Genomic DNA, 15,897 nt, shown 5'->3' with positions numbered 1-15,897 from the left:
CGTACCGGTCCGGTATCAGATAACCACTGAGGCCGGGTCCCGTAAGACGTGCCGGGTACGGTATGCGCGAGCAGCACTTCGCCGGCCCGCAGGTGCGGCCGGGAACCACGGAAGAGGGCTGGAGTAGCTATGGAAGAGCCGCGTCGCCTCGGCGGCCGGTATGAGCTGGGCTCAGTGCTCGGCCGCGGTGGCATGGCGGAGGTCTACCTCGCGCACGACACCCGCCTCGGCCGTACTGTCGCTGTGAAGACGCTCCGGGCGGACCTTGCCCGCGATCCGTCCTTCCAGGCCCGGTTCCGCCGAGAGGCCCAGTCGGCCGCCTCGCTCAACCATCCCGCGATCGTCGCGGTCTACGACACCGGCGAGGACTACGTCGACGGCGTCTCGATCCCGTACATCGTGATGGAGTACGTCGACGGTTCCACGCTGCGTGAGCTCCTCCACTCGGGCAGAAAGCTGCTCCCCGAGCGCTCACTGGAGATGACCACCGGCATCCTCCAGGCCCTCGAGTACTCGCACCGCAACAACATCGTCCACCGGGACATCAAGCCGGCCAACGTCATGCTCACCCGGAGCGGCCAGGTCAAGGTGATGGACTTCGGCATCGCCCGGGCCATGGGCGATGCCGGTATGACCATGACACAGACGGCCGCCGTCATCGGCACCGCCCAGTACCTCTCCCCCGAGCAGGCCAAGGGCGAGACGGTCGACGCGCGCAGCGACCTGTACTCCACCGGCTGTCTGCTCTATGAGCTGCTGACCGTAAGGCCGCCGTTCGTGGGCGACTCCCCAGTGGCCGTCGCCTATCAGCACGTGCGGGAGGAACCGCAGCCGCCGAGCACATACGACCCCGAGATCACCCCGGAGATGGACGCCATCGTCCTGCGGGCGCTGGTCAAGGACCCCGACTACCGCTACCAGTCGGCCGACGAGATGCGCGCCGACATCGAGGCGGCCCTGGAGGGCCAGCCGGTGGCCGCCACCGCCGCCCTGGGCGCGGTCGGCTACGGCTCCGACGACCAGCCCACCGCGATGCTGCGGCCGCAGAACTCCGGCGCCGGGGCGCAGACGTCGATGCTCCCGCCGATGCGCGAGGACGACGGCGGCTTCGGCTACGACGAGCGGCCGGACCGCGGGCGGGGGCGCGGGGGCCCCGACAAGAAGAGCAACCTCTCCACGATCCTGCTGATCATCGCCGGAATACTGGTGCTGGTCGGTGCGATCTTCATCGGGAAGTCGCTGTTCGCCGGCGGTAAGAACGATGACATGGTCCCGGTCCCCAACCTCGTCGGCAAGACGCTCGAGGACGCCAGGAGCCAAGGCGAGAACGGCGACTTCAAGGTCAAGAACGTCGGCTCCAAGTTCTGCGAGAACGCGGACAAGAACACCGTCTGTGAGCAGACCCCCAAGGGCGGCGACGAGGTCAAACGGTACGGCACGGTCGAGCTGACCATGTCCAAGGGCCCCAAGCCCGCGGCCAGGGTCGAGGTTCCCGACGTCCTGAACGTGCAGTACGAATCGGCCAAGCAACAGCTCGAGGCCAAGGGCTTCGACGTCGAGCAGAAGACCGAGCAGTCGGACCAGACCGCCGGCAAGGTGATCGACCAGGACCCGAAGGGCGGCAAGAAGGTCGCGAAGGGCGCCACGATCACCCTGACCGTCGCCGAGGCCCAGCAGAAGGTCGTCGTCCCGGACGTGACCACGCAGAAGGTCGAGGACGCCACGAAGTCGCTCCAGGCGAAGGGCCTCAAGGTCCAGACCCAGGAGGTCGAGAGCGGCGACGTCGAGGCCGGCACGGTCACCGACCAGACGCCCAAGGGCGGCCAGGAGGTCCTGCCCGGTTCGACGGTCACGCTGACCGTCGCCAAGGAGCCGGCACAGGACGAGAACGTGCCGGTGCCCAACCTGGGCGGCCAGAAGCTCAAGGACGCCAAGAAGGCGCTCCAGGACCTGGGCCTCAACGTGGGCAACATCGCCGGTCCGCAGGACGACAACGCCACCGTGGTGGCCAGCCAGCCCGGCGCGGGCACCCAGGTGCCCAAGGGCCAGTCCGTGAACCTCATCACGGTCGCCGGCCAGGGTGGCGACGGCGGCGGGAACGGCGGCGGTGACAACGGCGGAAGCATCTTCGGCGGCCAGAACGGCTTCTGACCGGCCTCCGGGCGCCGGGCTTCCAGCCGGCTTCCGGACACCGTGACACGGGAAGCCCCCGGCACCTTCTCAGGGTGCCGGGGGCTTCTCCGTGCGACGGCGCCGCAGACGATCGACGGCAGGTCGGGGCACTTCCAGCGAAGCGCTTAGCGCAGTTCCTCGGGGGGCGTACGGTCCGCGTCGACCTTCTCGGTGCGCTCCAGCTCGCCCCACACGATGTAGCGGTGGCGGGAGGTGTAGACGGGGGTGCAGGTCGAGAGCGTGATGTAGCGGCCCGGCCGCTTCCGGCCCGACTCCTTCGGGACCGCGTCCAGCACGTCCACGTTGTACTTCGAGGTCTCCGGCAGCGTCGCGTAGACCTTGTAGACGTACCAGGTGTCGCGGGTCTCGAAGACCACCGGGTCGCCCTCGTGGACCTTGTCGATGTTGTGGAACTTCGCGCCGTGCCCGTCCCGGTGCGCGGCCAGGCTGAAGTTGCCCTTCTTGTCCCACGGCATCGCGGACTTGACCGGCTTGGTGTAGTAGCCGGCCACGCCGTCGTTGAGGGTCTCGGTGGCGGTGCCCTTCTTGACCAGCACCTCGCCGTTGTGCATGGACGGCACGTGCAGGAAGCCGATGCCGCTCTTGGTGTCCAGCTTGCCCGGCCCCTGCTGCGCCCAGTGCTTGCGTACCTGGTCGCCCTGCTTCTTGGCCTCACGGTCGGCCAGGACGTTGGTCCACCACAGCGAGTAGACGACGAACAGGGCGAGGATGATCCCCGCGGTGATCAGCAGCTCGCCGAAGACGGCGATGGCCGCGGCCACCCGTCCACGGCCGGGGCGGCGGCTGGGCGTTGCGGGCGGGCCGGGGTGCCGGTCCTGCCGCTCGTCGTGGTCGGTCCGTGCCACCGCGTTGTACCCCTTTTTCTGGTTACCCGGCTGTTCCCGCTCATTCGACCAGCGCGTCCGGCTTTCCCTCGCTACGCGGCCGCTCCTCGACCATCTTGCCCCAGACGATCATCCGGTAGGTGCTGGTGAACTCCGGGGTGCAGGTGGTCAGCGTGATGTACCGCCCCGGTTCGGTGAAGCCGGAGCCGGGCGGCACCGGCTTGATGACGCCCGTGTTGGACGGCGATGTCTGCGGCAGGATGCTGCTCATCGCATAGGTGTAGTACCGGCTCTGCGTCTCGACGACGATCTCGTCGCCGGGCTTGAGACGGTTGATGTAACGGAACGGCTCGCCATGGGTGTTGCGGTGCCCGGCGAGCGCGAAGTTGCCCTTCTTGTCCCACGGCATGGCGGTCTTCAGCGGGCTCTTGCCGTAGTGGCCGACCATGCCGCGGTCGAGGACCTTGTGCTTGTCGATGCCCTCCGCGATCGGGGCCTTCACATCCAGCTTGGGGATGTAGATGATCGCGAACCCCTGTCCGGGCGAGAAGGTGCCCGGGTCCCGCTCGTCGCCGCTCTCGTCCCACTTCTTCTGGAGGTTGTTCGCGGCGCCGTTGGCCTGCTGATGGGCAAGGATGTTCGTCCACCACAGCTGATAGGTGACGAAGAGCAGCATCACCACGCCGAGCGTGATGAACAACTCGCCGACCACCCGGCTCACCACCACCCCGGGGCTGTCCTTGCGCGCCCGCGCGGCGCGCCTGGCCTCCATACGGGTGCGGGGCCGGGCGTCCCCGGCGCTCCCCGCGCCCTCCGCGTCCCGTGTGGCGCCCGCCTCCGCCGTGCCGCGCCGGGCACGGGAGCCGTGCCTTCCGGCGCGCTTCCCGGCCCCCTGGGCGGCCTTACGGCGGGCGGCCCGGCCGCCGGGCGCGGGCTCGGGATCGGGCTCGGGATCGCCGTCACGGTCGGCCTCGATCTTGCGCAGCAACATGGTCCGGTCGGCGGGCGGCGCCTCCACGGCGCGCAGGGCGACCGTCTCGTCGTCGCCCCGGGGCGGCACCGGGGGCAGGACGGCCGTCTCGGCGGCCTCCGGGGCGCGTGCGGACGCCTCGGCGGACTGTGCGGACGTTTCGCCGAACCGTGGGGACGGCCCGCCGGACCGTGGGGGCGTTTCGCCGGGCCGTGGGGACGGCCCCGGGGCGCGGGTGGGCGTCGGCGTCTGGGCGACGTATGCGGGCCCTGAGGGCCCTGAGGGGGCCGCACGGGCGCGACGGCGCCCGGTGGGCGGCGCGGCCGCCTCAGCGGCCTCCTCCGCCCCCGAGAGAGCCGTACGGGCGCGTCTGCGCCCCGTGGGCGGCCCGGCGGCCTCCTCCTCCGAGGGGGCCGTACGAGCGCGGCGACGCCCCGTGGGCGGGGCGGCCGGCTCGGCGGCGTCCTCCGGCACGGCGGCGGCCGGGCGGGCGCGCCGCCTGCGGCCGGTGGGCGGCGGCACCGAGAGCGACGCGGTGCCCACGGCGCGCCCCGTGGGCCCGGCCGGGGCGGAGTCCGGCAGCGGATCGGCCAGCGGGTCCCGCGGGCCCTCCGCAGCCGCCGCCGGGAACGCGTCCGGATCCCCCTGGGCGCCATGCGCACCAGGGGCGCCATGCTGCTCATGAGACCCGTACGGCGCGTACGGGGCGGGCTCCCGGGCACCCTGGGCGGCGCCCTCGCGCTCGGGGCGCGGTCCGGTCACTCGCCGGCCTTACCGCCGACCGCCCCGACCACCGGGGCGAGCCCCGCGGACCGCCCCACGGCATCCGTGTCCCCGCACTCCACCAGCCAGTTGGCGAGCATCAGGTGGCCCCATTCGGTGAGGACCGACTCGGGGTGGAACTGGACGCCCTCGACCCGCAGTTCACGGTGGCGCAGACCCATGGCGATGCCGGTCTCCGTCCAGGCCGTGATCTCCAGTTCGGGGGGCACCGTCCCCCGTTCCACGGCCAGCGAGTGATAGCGGGTGGCGGTGAACGGAGTGGGCAGCCCGCTGAAGACGCCGGCTCCCTCATGGGTCACCAGCGAGGTCTTGCCGTGCAGCAGCTCCGGGGCCCGCCCGACGACGCCGCCGTACGCGACGGCCATGGACTGCATCCCCAGGCAGACGCCGAACACCGGTACGCCGGTGCCCGCGCAGTGCCGGACCATGTCGACGCAGACCCCGGCCTCCTCCGGGGTGCCGGGCCCGGGGGACAGCAGGACTCCGTCGAAGCCGTCCTGAGCGTGGCCGGGGGAGACCTCGTCGTTCCGCACCACCTCGCACTCGGCGCCGAGCTGGTAGAGGTACTGGACGAGGTTGAAGACGAAGCTGTCGTAATTGTCGACGACCAGGATGCGCGCGCTCATCGCGGACCCGCCATTCCCTGGTCGACCGTCACGTCGTTGAACGGCAGCAGGGGCTCCGCCCAGGGGAAGACGTACTGGAAGAGCACGAAGACGATCGCCAGCACCAGCACGAGCGAAATCAGCGCCCGCACCCATGCGTTACCCGGCAGATGCCGCCAGATCCAGCCGTACATGCCATCCCTACTCACCGATGACGAAGTCGATTGCAGCACCGGAGTGCAGCACCAGAGTAAGGGGCGAGGGGTGGGGCCGGAGGGTCAGCTGTACAAAGCCTTGGGCTTGCCTTGGGCTACGGATTGGGTCGCGTCGAGGTGTGCCCAGGTGATCAGCCGGTGGCTGTGGCCCCACTCCGGCTCGCAGGTCGTCAGCGTGAGATAGCGGCCGGGGCGCCGGAAGCCGGACGCGCGCGGCACCGGATCGATCACCCCGGTGTCGGTCGGCAGGGTGCGATAGGGCCGCCGGTCGACGCGGTAGGTGAACCAGGTGGTGCCGTCGGTCAGCACCACCGCGTCACCGGGGCGCAGCTCGGGGAAGTCCTTGAAGGGGTCGCCGTAGGTGCGGCGGTGCCCGGCGACGGCGAAGTTGCCGAGGGCGCCGAGGCGGGCGGTGCGGGAGTAGTGGCCGAGCCCCTTCTTCAGGGTGTCGGTGGCGGTGCCCTCGAGGACGGGCTTGGCCCAGTCGGCGCCGAAGCGCGGGATGTACATGATCGAGAAGGAGGCGCCGGGCTCGTAGCGGCGGGGCTTCGGCGAGGGCTCGGCACCGGCGCTGACCGTGCCGGTGGCCCAGCGGTCCTGGAGCTGGTCGATCTCGCCGTCCATGGCGCGGTCGGCCCGTACGGAGGTCCAGTACAGGACGTAGACCACCAAAAGGATGATCACAGCTCCGACGGTGACGCAGATCTCACTGAGCGTCCTGACGATCAGCCGCGTTCTCATCGGCCCCCACTGTCCGCCCCGCTGCCCCGGTGCCGCGCGCCGGTCGCCGGTGCTATCCGATGGGCTGTGCCTGGTGCAGATCCACTGTGCCGGAGTAGCCGGGAAGAGTCACCGTGTCGTGCTGGTCGACTTTCCAGCCGAGGCCGTACGCGTCGACATAGCTGCGGTAGTTCTGGATCGCGGGCGAGGCGGCGAGGGCGGCGCCCAGCTTGTCCCGGTCACCCACGGCGGTGACCTTGTAGGGCGGCGAGTAGACCTGGCCCTGGAGGATCAGGGTGTTGCCGACGCAGCGCACCGCGCTGGTGGAGATCAGCCGCTGGTCCATGACCTTGATCCCCTCGGCGCCGCCCTGCCACAGCGCGTTGACCACGGCCTGGAGGTCCTGCTGGTGGATGACGAGATCGTTGGGCTGGGGATCCGGGACGCCGGGGATCTGCGGGGTGGCGTTCGGCGGGGCGTCGGTAAGGGTGACGGTGAGCCCGGGGCCGGTGAGCTTCTTGGTGCCGGCGGTCTCCTCCAGCTCGGCCAGCTTGCGGCGCTCGGCCTGGGTGCTGCCGTTGTCCCGCCGGGCGAGGGCGTCGACCTCGGAGCGTATTTTGCCCGTGCTGTCGCCCAGGGCGCCGTTCTTACGGCTGCGTTCCTGGATGAGATCGGAGAGCCGCAGCATCGATTCATCACTGCGGAGGTTGGTGCCCTGGGCCGTGTTGAAACTGGTCCAGAAGATCAGACCGGCCAGCGCGAAGACCGCTCCGGTCAGCAGCCGTACGGGGCGGAACCGGGGGCGGCGGGATGCCGGGGCGGGGGAGTCAGCGGAATTGCTCAACGTACCCTTACTCCTTACGACGCCGCGGAAGGACTACGCTAACGGACGTGTGGGGGAGGGACGTGGTCCCCGTCGCTGTCCCGCCCCGGCGCCGTCCGTACACATCCCCGCGCGGTCACGCAGCGCATCGACAGGAGAGTTCCTCGTGCCGAAGTCACGGATCCGCAAGAAGGACGACTTCACGCCGCCGCCGGCGAAGCAGGCAGCCAGTATCAGTCTGAACAGCGGCCGCCGGTGGGTGGCACCGCTGATGCTGGCCATGTTCCTGATCGGCCTCGCGTGGATCGTCATCTTCTACGTGACCACGGGGGACATGCCGGTGGAATCGCTGGGCAACTGGAACATCGTGGTCGGCTTCGGCTTCATCGCCGCGGGGTTCGTCGTCTCCACCCAGTGGAAGTGACCTGGCGGTCCGCAGGCTCGTCCCCAGGTTGTCCACAGAGTTATCCACAGCCGGGGAAAACTCAGAAGATCTGTGGATAACCTCTGCCGTGTTGACGCCGGTGTGATCGGTAACGGGCGTCTGTTCGATCGTTCACACCCCCGCCTTCCTGCGAAAACGCAGGTCAGTCGGGGGGCGTACGCAAGTTCTCCACAGGTTGCGTAAGATCCGCCACGCGCTGTGGACAACTGACCGGGTCCGGCTCGTCCCAGGTGGCCCAACGGCCGGCCGCTCATCGGCCGGCCGCCCCGCTCATCCGGTGAGCTTCCTCGGCGGGTGGCTTCACCCGGTGAGCTGCACCGTCCGGATCCACACCATCGCGACGATCGCGAGCAGCACCAGGACGCAGGTCCCCCGCTGCACCAGCGCCCGCTTCTCCCGGGGCGCGTGCACCATCCCGTACGCCACCACCGTGCCCGCGACCAGCCCGCCGACATGCGCCTGCCAGGCGATACCGGACCAGGTGAAGGTGAAGAGCAGATTCAGCGCCAGCAGCGCGATGACCGGCCGCATGTCGTAGTTCAGCCGGCGCATCAGCACGGCGGTGGCGCCGAGCAGGCCGAAGATCGCGCCGGAGGCGCCCAGCGACGGCTGGTTCTGCGCGGCCAGGAGATACGACAGCGCACTGCCGCCGAGACCCGACAGCATGTACAGCACGATGAAGCGGACCCGGCCGAGCGCGGCCTCCAGCGGGCCGCCGATCCACCACAGCGAGAGCATGTTGAAGGCGATGTGCATCAGCTGCTGGTGGAGGAAGACCGAGGTCACCAGCCGCCACCACTGGCCCTCGGCGACGCCGACGATCTGCACCGTGCCGGGGTCGTAGGCCCGGCCGACCAGGTCGAGATCATTCACCAGCCGGTCGCCCGCGGACAGCGCGGCGAGCCATACCGCGATGTTGATGGCCACCAGGATCTTGGTGATCAGCCGGGGGTCCGAGGCCATCGTGCCGCCGGCCAGGGTGCGCGGCTGGGCGGCGCGCGGCGGGGGTCCGGCGGCCGAGGCCCCGGACCCGGCGGACGCCCGTCCGCTCACACATTCGGGGCACTGGAACCCCACAGACGCGCTGATCATGCACTCGGGGCAGATCGGGCGCTCACAGCGGGTGCAGCTGATGCCGGTCTCCCGCTGGGGGTGCCGGTAGCAGCAGACCGCCTGGTCCTCCATGGTGTCCCCTCGCCCCTTGTCCACTTCTGATCGGGCGTTCCCCCGCCCCGCTTGTACACACGGACACTTGTTCACACGGACAAGCGGGGCCTGAAAGTTCCCCGTACCGGGGCATGAGAGTTCCCCGTACGGGTTCAGCCCTCGCGCGTCTCGATGACGACCGACTCGATGACGACGTCCTGGAGCGGACGGTCGGTGCGCGGGTTGGTCGCGGTGCTCGCGATCGCGTCGACGACCTTCTTGCTGCCCTCGTCGACGACCTCGCCGAAGATGGTGTGCTTACCGGTCAGCCACGCGGTCGGGGCGACCGTGACGAAGAACTGCGAGCCGTTGGTGCCCGGGCCGGCGTTGGCCATCGCCAGCAGGTACGGCTTGTTGAAGGCCAGGTCCGGGTGGAACTCGTCGCCGAACTCATAGCCGGGACCACCGGTCCCGTTGCCCAGCGGGTCACCGCCCTGGATCATGAAGCCACTGATCACCCGGTGGAAGACGGTGCCGTCGTAGAGCTTCTCCTTGGCCTTCTTGCCGGTGGCTGGGTGGGTCCACTCGCGAGTGCCTTCGGCCAGTTCGACAAAGTTCTTGACCGTCTTGGGCGCATGGTTCGGCAGCAGCCGGACCACGATGTCGCCGTTGTTCGTCTTCAGGGTGGCGTATAGCTGCTCGGCCACGATCAACCTTCCATCGTTTTCACTTACGTCTCCTGATCCTCGCACGGACGCAAGGCGGACGAGTAGCCGCTGAGGCGGCCCCGGGCGCGCCGATCCGCACGGTTTCCACGAGAATTCTCCCTATGACCCAGATGCCCGATCACACATGCCGGCCATGCTGCGAACGGGCATGATCTCCACAAACAGGCATGATCTTTCTTGGGATGGAAACACGAAACTGGGCAAATAGAGCGCGCAACGACAACGCACGACTCTGAACCCCGGAGCTTGACCACGCCACCGAGGAGGAGGATCCCGTGACCCGCATTGACAGCGTGCGAGCCGCGACCGGCACCGCCAAGGGCAGCGTCCTGCACGCCGCGGAGGCGGTGGCGCCCTATGCCGGCACGGCCAAGGACACCGCGACGCGCTACGCGCACGAGGCCCGCGTCCGGCTGGCGCCGAAGGTCTCGACCGCGGCACACCAGGCCCGGTGCACGGCCGGTGCTCAGTACCACACCCATATCGCGCCACGGCTCGACCAGGCCCGCGGCACCCTGCCGCCGAAGGTGGACCGGGCCGCCACACGGGCCGCCAAGCGGACCCGTAAGGCGGCACGCCATGCCGCCGACTACACGGCACCGCGGGTGGAGCAGGCGGTGGCCGGGGTGCGCGCCGCCGCGGGACCGGCGCGCGAGGAGGCGGCCGTCCGCACGGCGGCGGCCATCGCGGCGCTGCGCACCCATGTGACGGCCGCGGAGATCGAGAAGCTCGCCCGGAAGCACCGCCGCCGGGCCCGGACCGCCCGCTTCGCCAAGCGGGCGACCTTCATCGGTCTGGTCGGCGCGGGGGTCTACGCCGCGTGGAAGTGGTGGGACAAGCAGGCCAACCCCGACTGGCTGGTCGAGCCCCCGGCGGCGACCGAGGTGGACGACCGCGAGCGGCTCTCGGCGGTGGACGGCAGCGACCAGAACGCCCTCGACCCCGAGGTGCAGGCCAAGCAGGCCGAGGCCGAGGCCCGCAGGGACGACGAGCGCTGAGGGCGCCGCCCACGGCGCCCGGCGCATGCCGCCACGAGGGGCGGGAGATCAGCCGATCTCCCGCCCTTCGTCCTTTTCTCCGGGGCGGCTCCGGCTTCTCCGGGGGCGGCTCCGGCTCAGTCCGTCGGTTCCTCCCCCTGGGAGCGGCGCTGCCGCCGCTCCAGGAAGATCTCGGTGAAGACCGAGACCTTGGCCCGCAGCGCCCAGGGGTCGATCGGCTTGGCCATGTAGTCCACGGCACCGGCCGCATAGCCCCGTGAGGAGTGCTCGGGATCGGAGCCCATCGCGGTGAGGAAGATGATCGGGATGTCGCGGTTACGGGAGCGCCGCTTGATATGGGCCGCCGTCTCATAGCCGTCCATCTCGGGCATCTGCACATCCAGCAGGATCACCGCGAAGTCGTCATGGTCGAGCAGCGCCTTGAGGGCCTCCTGCCCGGAGGTCGCGGTCACCAGCTCCTGGTCGAGCGTGGCCAGCACGGCCTCCATGGCCAGCAGATTGTTCTGCTGGTCGTCCACCACGAGGATCTTCGGCCGCGGCCCCACGGCCCGCGGGGACGCCGCTGGCCCCTCCCGTCCCATGGGCTCCTCCTCCTGCTGTGGCATCGCGGCGGGGCGCTGGGACTCCACCATGGCCAGCTGCCGCTCCAGGACCAGACAGCGCTCCTCCGCCAGCCGGCCCCGCAGCCGCACCTCGTCCAGCTCCTCGGTGAGCCGCCGCACCTCCTGCTGAAGCAGATCCCGCTCCTTGATCAGCTCCTCCCGGTCCGGCAGATCGCGCTCCAGCGCGTCCGCCCGGGCCCGCTCCGTCGCCCAGGCCGCCTCGGCCTGGCTCAGCCGTACCTCGAGATCGGCGATGCGGTGCTTGCGGTCCAGCAGCGCCTCGCCCAGTACGTCCTGGTGCGCTAAGGAGACCCGCGCGTGCCGGTCGGCGTCGGCCAGCTGGATCTGAAGGATCTCCATGGCATGCCCGGGGGAGCGGCTGGTGCGGACCGCGGCCCGGTGCAGCTCCCGCACCAGCTCGAGGGCGGCGGGGGTGGGAGCGACACCGCGCTGCGCCGCGAGATCGGTGAACAGATCGAAGACGAACTCCCACGGCGGGATCCGGGTGCCACTCAGAAACCGCGAGATGGTGCTCGGATCCCGGTGCCTGCGCACCGCGTATCTGCGCATCGAGACCCCCAGCCCCAGGAACAGCTTCCTCAGCTCCACAGCGAACGCCCGGCACTCCTCGGGCAGGTTCTCGCCCAGCGGATGCAGCCCACTCATCGTGTCCCCCTGTACGGCGCACCGCGCCGATCAGACGACTCCCGGGCGATCTGCCCGAGTTGTGGAAAACACCCTGGAGCATCCCGCGGGTGTTGCGCCGGGCAATGACAAGAGTGGCAACACCGATATCAGGGGAGAAAACGCATCAGCCAGGACACCCGTCCGGTGTCCTGGCTGGTGATGGTGGTGGAGCCTAGGAGAGTCGAACTCCTGACATCCGCCATGCAAAGACGGCGCTCTACCAACTGAGCTAAGGCCCCTTCGCCGATCAGGATACCTGGTACCGACCAGCATTCCCGACCGGGTATCGCTCGCGCGTAGCGCTCTCCGTAGGATGCCACGCAAGATTCGCGGCAGCGAAGCGAAGGGGAGAGCGAGATGGACGCAACACAGCAGGATGCCACCGCGCGCGCACGGGAGCTTCAGCGCAGCTGGTACGGGGAGCCGCTGGGGGCGCTCTTTCGCCGTCTCATCGACGATCTCGGTCTGAACCAAGCCCGCCTCGCCGCCGTCCTCGGTCTGTCCGCGCCCATGCTCTCGCAGCTCATGAGCGGCCAGCGTGCCAAGATCGGCAACCCCGCCGTGGTCCAGCGGGTGCAGGCGCTCCAGGAGCTGTCCAGTCAGGCCGCGGACGGCAGGGTCAGCGCCGCCGAGGCCGCCGAGCGCATGGAGGAGATCAAGAAGTCCGCGGGCGGCTCGGTCCTCAACTCCACCCAGACCACGGCGAGCACGGGCGCCCCGACCGTACGGCGAGTGGTACGCGAGATCCAGTCGCTGCTGCGGTCCGTGGCAGCCGCGGGGGACATCATCGATGCCGCCGACTCCCTCGCCCCCACCCACCCCGAGCTGGCAGAGTTTCTCCGTGTGTACGGCGCCGGGCGGACCGCCGAGGCGGTCGCCCACTACGAGGCGCACCAGAGCTGACGGGCTGAACTGCTGACGAGTCGATGACGGGGCGGGCACGGCGCGATGGGTGAGATCTTCGCGGGCCGGTACGAGCTGGTGGACCCGATCGGGCGCGGGGGCGTGGGCGCGGTATGGCGCGTCTGGGACCACCGCCGCCGACGGTACGTGGCAGCGAAGGTGCTCCAGCAACGCGACGCCCATACGCTGCTGCGCTTCGTCCGGGAACAGGCCCTGCGGATCGATCACCCCCATGTGCTGGCACCGGCCAGCTGGGCGGCCGACGACGACAAGGTGCTGTTCACCATGGACCTGGTGGGCGGCGGCTCGTTCGCCCATCTCATCGGGGACTACGGCCCGCTGCCGCCCCGCTATGTGTGCACCCTGATCGACCAGCTGCTCTCCGGACTGGCCGCGGTGCACGCCGAGGGTGTGGTGCACCGGGACATCAAACCCGCGAACATCCTGCTGGAATCCACCGGGACCGGGCGGCCGCACGTCCGGCTCTCCGACTTCGGCATCGCGCTGACCAAGGGCGAGCCGCGCCTCACCGAGGCCAACTACGTGATGGGCACGCCCGGCTACTTCGCGCCCGAGCAAATGATGGGCGACGACCCCGACTTCCCGGCGGACCTCTTCGCCGTCGGGCTGGTGGCGCTCTATCTGATCACCGGGCACAAGCCGGACGGGGAGGCACTCGTCAAGCTCTTCGAGCAGGGGGTGCCGAACGCGCCCACCGGAGTGCCCGAACCGCTGTGGCAGGTGATCGCGGGGCTGCTGCAACCGGACCCCGAGAACCGCTTCCGCACCGCCACGGGCGCGCGAAAGGCCCTGGCGACCGCGGTCGACCTGCTGCCCGAGGCCGACCTGGACGACGATGTCATCGAGGTCTTCGACCAACTCGGGCCGCTGCCCACCGGATTCGGCCCCGAGGGCCCCACCCGGCCGCGCCGCCGCCACGCGAAGGCCGAACCGCCCCAGGGCAACGGCGCGGCGCCGTCCCGGCCCCAGTCCGGCGCCGACTCGGGCCCCGCCGACGAGGCGGCCCCGGCCCCGACGCGGCCGCGCCCCAGCAGCCGGCCGCCCCACGGCCGTCCATGTCCGACACCGGCAGCTTCACCCTCCCGCCGCCGCTCCCCCGGAACGACCAGTCGCACGCACCGCACGCCGAGGCCCCCGGGGCTCCTGGGACTCCTGGGACTCCGTCCCCGGGCGCCCCGCCCGCCGAAGTCCGGCACCCCGAACCCCCACACGCCCAGACGCCCTCGAACCGGACCCCGCCACACCACCAGACCCCGCACCACCAGACCCCGCCGCCCCAGCCCGCGGGCCCACCGACGCCGACACCCCCGCCGCCGACCGCCCAGCCCGCGACTCCGCCCCCGCCGGTCCAGCGGCCGTCGATACCCCACCCGCTGACCCCGCCGACCCCTTCGACGGCGGCACCGATCCCACCGGCCCCACAGCCGCCCGTGCACCACCCGCACCACGCACAACAGCAGCCCCCACACCCCGCACAGCCGGTGCAGCATCCGCACCCGCATACGCCCACCCCCGCTCCCGCTCCGAACGCGGCACACACGCCGACACCGACGCCAACGCCGACACCCACGCCGACTCCGACCCCGACACCCACGCCGCTCCCGCGTGACTTTCCTTCTACTCGTCCATACACCGCGGAGCGGCCGCGGGTTCCCGCCACGACGCGGCGGCGCCCCGGACCGTCCAGGAAAGCGACGCTCTCGATCCTGATCGTGGCGGCGCTGTGCTTCGCCATCGGCGCATGGGCCCTGGTGGCAGCGGGCTGACCCCGCCCCAGACCACAGCCACAGCCACGAGACGGCCCCCGGCTACCAAGCAAGCGCGGTCCCCGACTACCGAGCAAGCGCAGTCCCCGGCTACCAAGCAGGCGGCGGCCCGTACCGCTGCTGCGCCGAGGCCCGCCGCCGGGCGGTGAGCGTCCACACCCCGAGCCCCAGCACCAGCGCCGTCCCGGTGCCGATCCCCGCGTAACCCACCGCCCGCAGCGCGTCCTTCGAGTCGGCGGCGCCGGAGCCGGAACTCCCCATCCGGTCGCCGTCCGCCGCGACCGGATGCCGCTTGGCCGCCCGCCGGTCGGCCGCCGTGAGGCCGAACCCCGCCTTGACCGGGTCCTTGTCATAGGCGGGCCCGTCGCGCGTGTCGCCCGCGACCCGTACCCGCAGCACGACCGGCACCGAGCTGTTCAGATGGGGTGCCACCTGCGGCGGGTTGAGGGTGACCGCCAGGAAGTACCCACCGCTGAAGCTCATCGCGCGGACCGTGGAGCCGGTGTTCGCATACCGGTTTCCGTAGGCCACCGGCGCGGTGGCCACCTGGGTGCGGGGCGACTCACCGTCCCGCGCGGCGGGGGTACCGCGCTTCGCGAGCCCGCGCGCCGGGTTGTAGGCGTGCAGTGCCAGGGCGCGGTCGAGCAGACGGGTGCTCTGGTCCTTGCCGTCGGCGGACAGTTCGGCGACGGCGGAGAGGCGCTGCCCCCAGTCCACGGGCACCCGGTAGAAGTGCGTCTCCCCCGGCGTGATCTCGTCCCCCCACACCCCGGTCCCCAGGGTCGGCGCGTCGCTGAAGCCGCGCCCGCCACGCCTCGGCAGCGGAGTGCCGTCCAGCGGCTCGGGCGACGGCGAGCTCGAACTCCCCTCCGGGGCCGCCCCCGTGGCCCCGCCCTTCACCGGTGGCTCCACCATCAGCCGGAGCTCCACGGGCCAGCGCTCCGGGTCCGGTGACCCGTCCTCGCGCTCCACCGTCACCACATAGCGCCCCGCCTGGTGACAGGAGGCCGGGCCGGAGTCGATCTGGCGGGAGGCGTAGTCGGCCAGGGGATAGGCCACGCCGGTCGTCTCGATCTTCGGGGACGCGGTGCCGCAGATGCCCCCGTCGGGGCTCTCCAGGGTCACCTTCACGCCATCGCGGTACGAGGTCACCTCCGCGCCCGGCCGGGGTGCCGCGACCGCCGAGACATAGGCGGCTGACTTCGTGTCGAGCGTCACGCCGTAGTACCGCTTCTCGCCCGGCCCGACGCTGTCGACATAGGTGCGGCCGGCCGCCAGGGAAGGGGCGCCCGCGTCACCGTCGGAGCCGGATATCCGGGTGCCCCGGGTCTCGTACCCCCGGGCCCCGGCGGCGCCGTCGGCGAGGGACGTGCCCGGTGCCGAGGCCACCGCGCACAGCGCCGCCGCCGCGGCGAGACCGGCCCTGACCTTGCGACGGTCCTTCATCGCGCGTCACCCCTCGTCGTAC

Annotated in this window: 15 protein-coding genes and 1 tRNA gene; 5 read left to right on the top strand and 11 right to left on the bottom strand. The window is 70.9% G+C overall.

Going from position 1 to position 15,897, the window contains the following annotated elements:
* Positions 1 to 129 precede the first annotated feature (129 nt).
* The gene (pknB, locus tag ACT2CW_RS03620; protein WP_445515452.1) at positions 130 to 2,151 is read left to right on the top strand and encodes a Stk1 family PASTA domain-containing Ser/Thr kinase; all 2,022 of its coding nucleotides are present in this window, start codon (positions 130 to 132) and stop codon (positions 2,149 to 2,151) included.
* Positions 2,152 to 2,297: 146 nt separating this feature from the next.
* Here the strand turns inward: pknB and ACT2CW_RS03615 are convergent, their stop codons facing one another.
* The 6 genes from ACT2CW_RS03615 to ACT2CW_RS03590 all read right to left on the bottom strand — a co-directional run bounded on the left by ACT2CW_RS03615 (position 2,298) and on the right by ACT2CW_RS03590 (position 7,154).
* Positions 2,298 to 3,038 (bottom strand): class E sortase, encoded by a 741-nt coding sequence (locus ACT2CW_RS03615; protein ID WP_164434293.1) that lies wholly within the window; start codon positions 3,036 to 3,038, stop codon positions 2,298 to 2,300.
* 40 nt (positions 3,039 to 3,078) lie between these two features.
* Positions 3,079 to 4,749: a class E sortase gene (locus ACT2CW_RS03610; protein ID WP_445515451.1), complete on the bottom strand. Its 1,671-nt coding sequence runs from the start codon at positions 4,747 to 4,749 to the stop codon at positions 3,079 to 3,081.
* Positions 4,746 to 5,396, bottom strand: coding sequence for an aminodeoxychorismate/anthranilate synthase component II (locus ACT2CW_RS03605; RefSeq protein ID WP_182471918.1), 651 nt, complete (start codon positions 5,394 to 5,396; stop codon positions 4,746 to 4,748). Before ACT2CW_RS03605 ends, ACT2CW_RS03610 begins: the two co-directional genes overlap by 4 nt.
* The gene (locus ACT2CW_RS03600; protein WP_020869946.1) at positions 5,393 to 5,569 is read right to left on the bottom strand and encodes a hypothetical protein; all 177 of its coding nucleotides are present in this window, start codon (positions 5,567 to 5,569) and stop codon (positions 5,393 to 5,395) included. Before ACT2CW_RS03600 ends, ACT2CW_RS03605 begins: the two co-directional genes overlap by 4 nt.
* Before the next feature lie 84 nt (positions 5,570 to 5,653).
* Positions 5,654 to 6,331 (bottom strand): class E sortase, encoded by a 678-nt coding sequence (locus ACT2CW_RS03595; RefSeq protein WP_164434900.1) that lies wholly within the window; start codon positions 6,329 to 6,331, stop codon positions 5,654 to 5,656.
* 52 nt (positions 6,332 to 6,383) lie between these two features.
* A complete protein-coding gene (locus ACT2CW_RS03590) occupies positions 6,384 to 7,154 on the bottom strand; it encodes a DUF881 domain-containing protein (RefSeq protein WP_445515450.1) in 771 nt (256 codons plus the stop codon).
* A gap of 145 nt (positions 7,155 to 7,299) precedes the next feature.
* Here ACT2CW_RS03590 and crgA point away from each other — a divergent pair, with 145 nt between their 5' ends.
* On the top strand, positions 7,300 to 7,557 hold the full coding sequence (gene crgA / locus ACT2CW_RS03585; protein ID WP_020869949.1) for a cell division protein CrgA: 258 nt from the start codon (positions 7,300 to 7,302) through the stop codon (positions 7,555 to 7,557).
* Between the two features lie 321 nt (positions 7,558 to 7,878).
* On the opposite strand, the gene ACT2CW_RS03580 is transcribed toward crgA, so the two are convergent.
* Together ACT2CW_RS03580 and ACT2CW_RS03575 are read right to left on the bottom strand one after the other, a co-directional pair.
* Positions 7,879 to 8,763 carry a rhomboid family intramembrane serine protease gene (locus tag ACT2CW_RS03580; RefSeq protein WP_037954553.1) on the bottom strand — a complete coding sequence of 295 codons (885 nt, stop codon included), beginning with the start codon at positions 8,761 to 8,763 and terminating at the stop codon, positions 7,879 to 7,881.
* Between the two features lie 134 nt (positions 8,764 to 8,897).
* Positions 8,898 to 9,431: a peptidylprolyl isomerase gene (locus ACT2CW_RS03575; RefSeq protein ID WP_037954727.1), complete on the bottom strand. Its 534-nt coding sequence runs from the start codon at positions 9,429 to 9,431 to the stop codon at positions 8,898 to 8,900.
* 296 nt (positions 9,432 to 9,727) lie between these two features.
* On the opposite strand from ACT2CW_RS03575, the gene ACT2CW_RS03570 reads away from it, so the two are divergent.
* Positions 9,728 to 10,450 (top strand): DUF5324 family protein, encoded by a 723-nt coding sequence (locus ACT2CW_RS03570; protein ID WP_445515449.1) that lies wholly within the window; start codon positions 9,728 to 9,730, stop codon positions 10,448 to 10,450.
* A gap of 116 nt (positions 10,451 to 10,566) precedes the next feature.
* Here ACT2CW_RS03570 and ACT2CW_RS03565 read toward each other — a convergent pair whose 3' ends face one another.
* Together ACT2CW_RS03565 and ACT2CW_RS03560 are read right to left on the bottom strand one after the other, a co-directional pair.
* The gene (locus ACT2CW_RS03565) at positions 10,567 to 11,718 is read right to left on the bottom strand and encodes a response regulator (RefSeq protein ID WP_445515448.1); all 1,152 of its coding nucleotides are present in this window, start codon (positions 11,716 to 11,718) and stop codon (positions 10,567 to 10,569) included.
* A gap of 184 nt (positions 11,719 to 11,902) precedes the next feature.
* Positions 11,903 to 11,978 (bottom strand) — tRNA-Ala (locus ACT2CW_RS03560).
* Positions 11,979 to 12,096: 118 nt separating this feature from the next.
* Between ACT2CW_RS03560 and ACT2CW_RS03555 the strand changes: the two genes are divergently transcribed.
* Entirely contained in the window at positions 12,097 to 12,642 is a 546-nt protein-coding gene (locus ACT2CW_RS03555) for a helix-turn-helix domain-containing protein (protein ID WP_037954566.1), read from the top strand.
* A 45-nt stretch (positions 12,643 to 12,687) separates the two neighbouring features.
* On the top strand, positions 12,688 to 14,040 hold the full coding sequence (locus ACT2CW_RS03550; RefSeq protein ID WP_445515447.1) for a protein kinase domain-containing protein: 1,353 nt from the start codon (positions 12,688 to 12,690) through the stop codon (positions 14,038 to 14,040).
* A gap of 479 nt (positions 14,041 to 14,519) precedes the next feature.
* Here ACT2CW_RS03550 and ACT2CW_RS03545 read toward each other — a convergent pair whose 3' ends face one another.
* Complete coding sequence (locus tag ACT2CW_RS03545; RefSeq protein WP_445515446.1) at positions 14,520 to 15,875, bottom strand: hypothetical protein; 1,356 nt, start codon at positions 15,873 to 15,875, stop codon at positions 14,520 to 14,522.
* Between the last annotated feature and the right edge of the window lie 22 nt (positions 15,876 to 15,897).

Source organism: Streptomyces sp. NEAU-174 (assembly GCF_052665095.1).
The sequence above is the reverse complement of the archived record's forward strand: the minus strand, read 5'-3'. Positions and strand labels throughout refer to the sequence as shown.

Coding starts and splice junctions, on each gene's coding strand:
- pknB (WP_445515452.1), top strand. CDS start 130: ATGGAAGAGCCGCGTCGCCTCGGCGGCCGGTATGAGCTGGGCTCAGTG.
- ACT2CW_RS03605 (WP_182471918.1), bottom strand. CDS start 5,396: ATGAGCGCGCGCATCCTGGTCGTCGACAATTACGACAGCTTCGTCTTC.
- ACT2CW_RS03600 (WP_020869946.1), bottom strand. CDS start 5,569: ATGTACGGCTGGATCTGGCGGCATCTGCCGGGTAACGCATGGGTGCGG.
- ACT2CW_RS03595 (WP_164434900.1), bottom strand. CDS start 6,331: ATGAGAACGCGGCTGATCGTCAGGACGCTCAGTGAGATCTGCGTCACC.
- ACT2CW_RS03580 (WP_037954553.1), bottom strand. CDS start 8,763: ATGGAGGACCAGGCGGTCTGCTGCTACCGGCACCCCCAGCGGGAGACC.
- ACT2CW_RS03565 (WP_445515448.1), bottom strand. CDS start 11,718: ATGAGTGGGCTGCATCCGCTGGGCGAGAACCTGCCCGAGGAGTGCCGG.
- ACT2CW_RS03555 (WP_037954566.1), top strand. CDS start 12,097: ATGGACGCAACACAGCAGGATGCCACCGCGCGCGCACGGGAGCTTCAG.
- ACT2CW_RS03550 (WP_445515447.1), top strand. CDS start 12,688: ATGGGTGAGATCTTCGCGGGCCGGTACGAGCTGGTGGACCCGATCGGG.
- ACT2CW_RS03545 (WP_445515446.1), bottom strand. CDS start 15,875: ATGAAGGACCGTCGCAAGGTCAGGGCCGGTCTCGCCGCGGCGGCGGCG.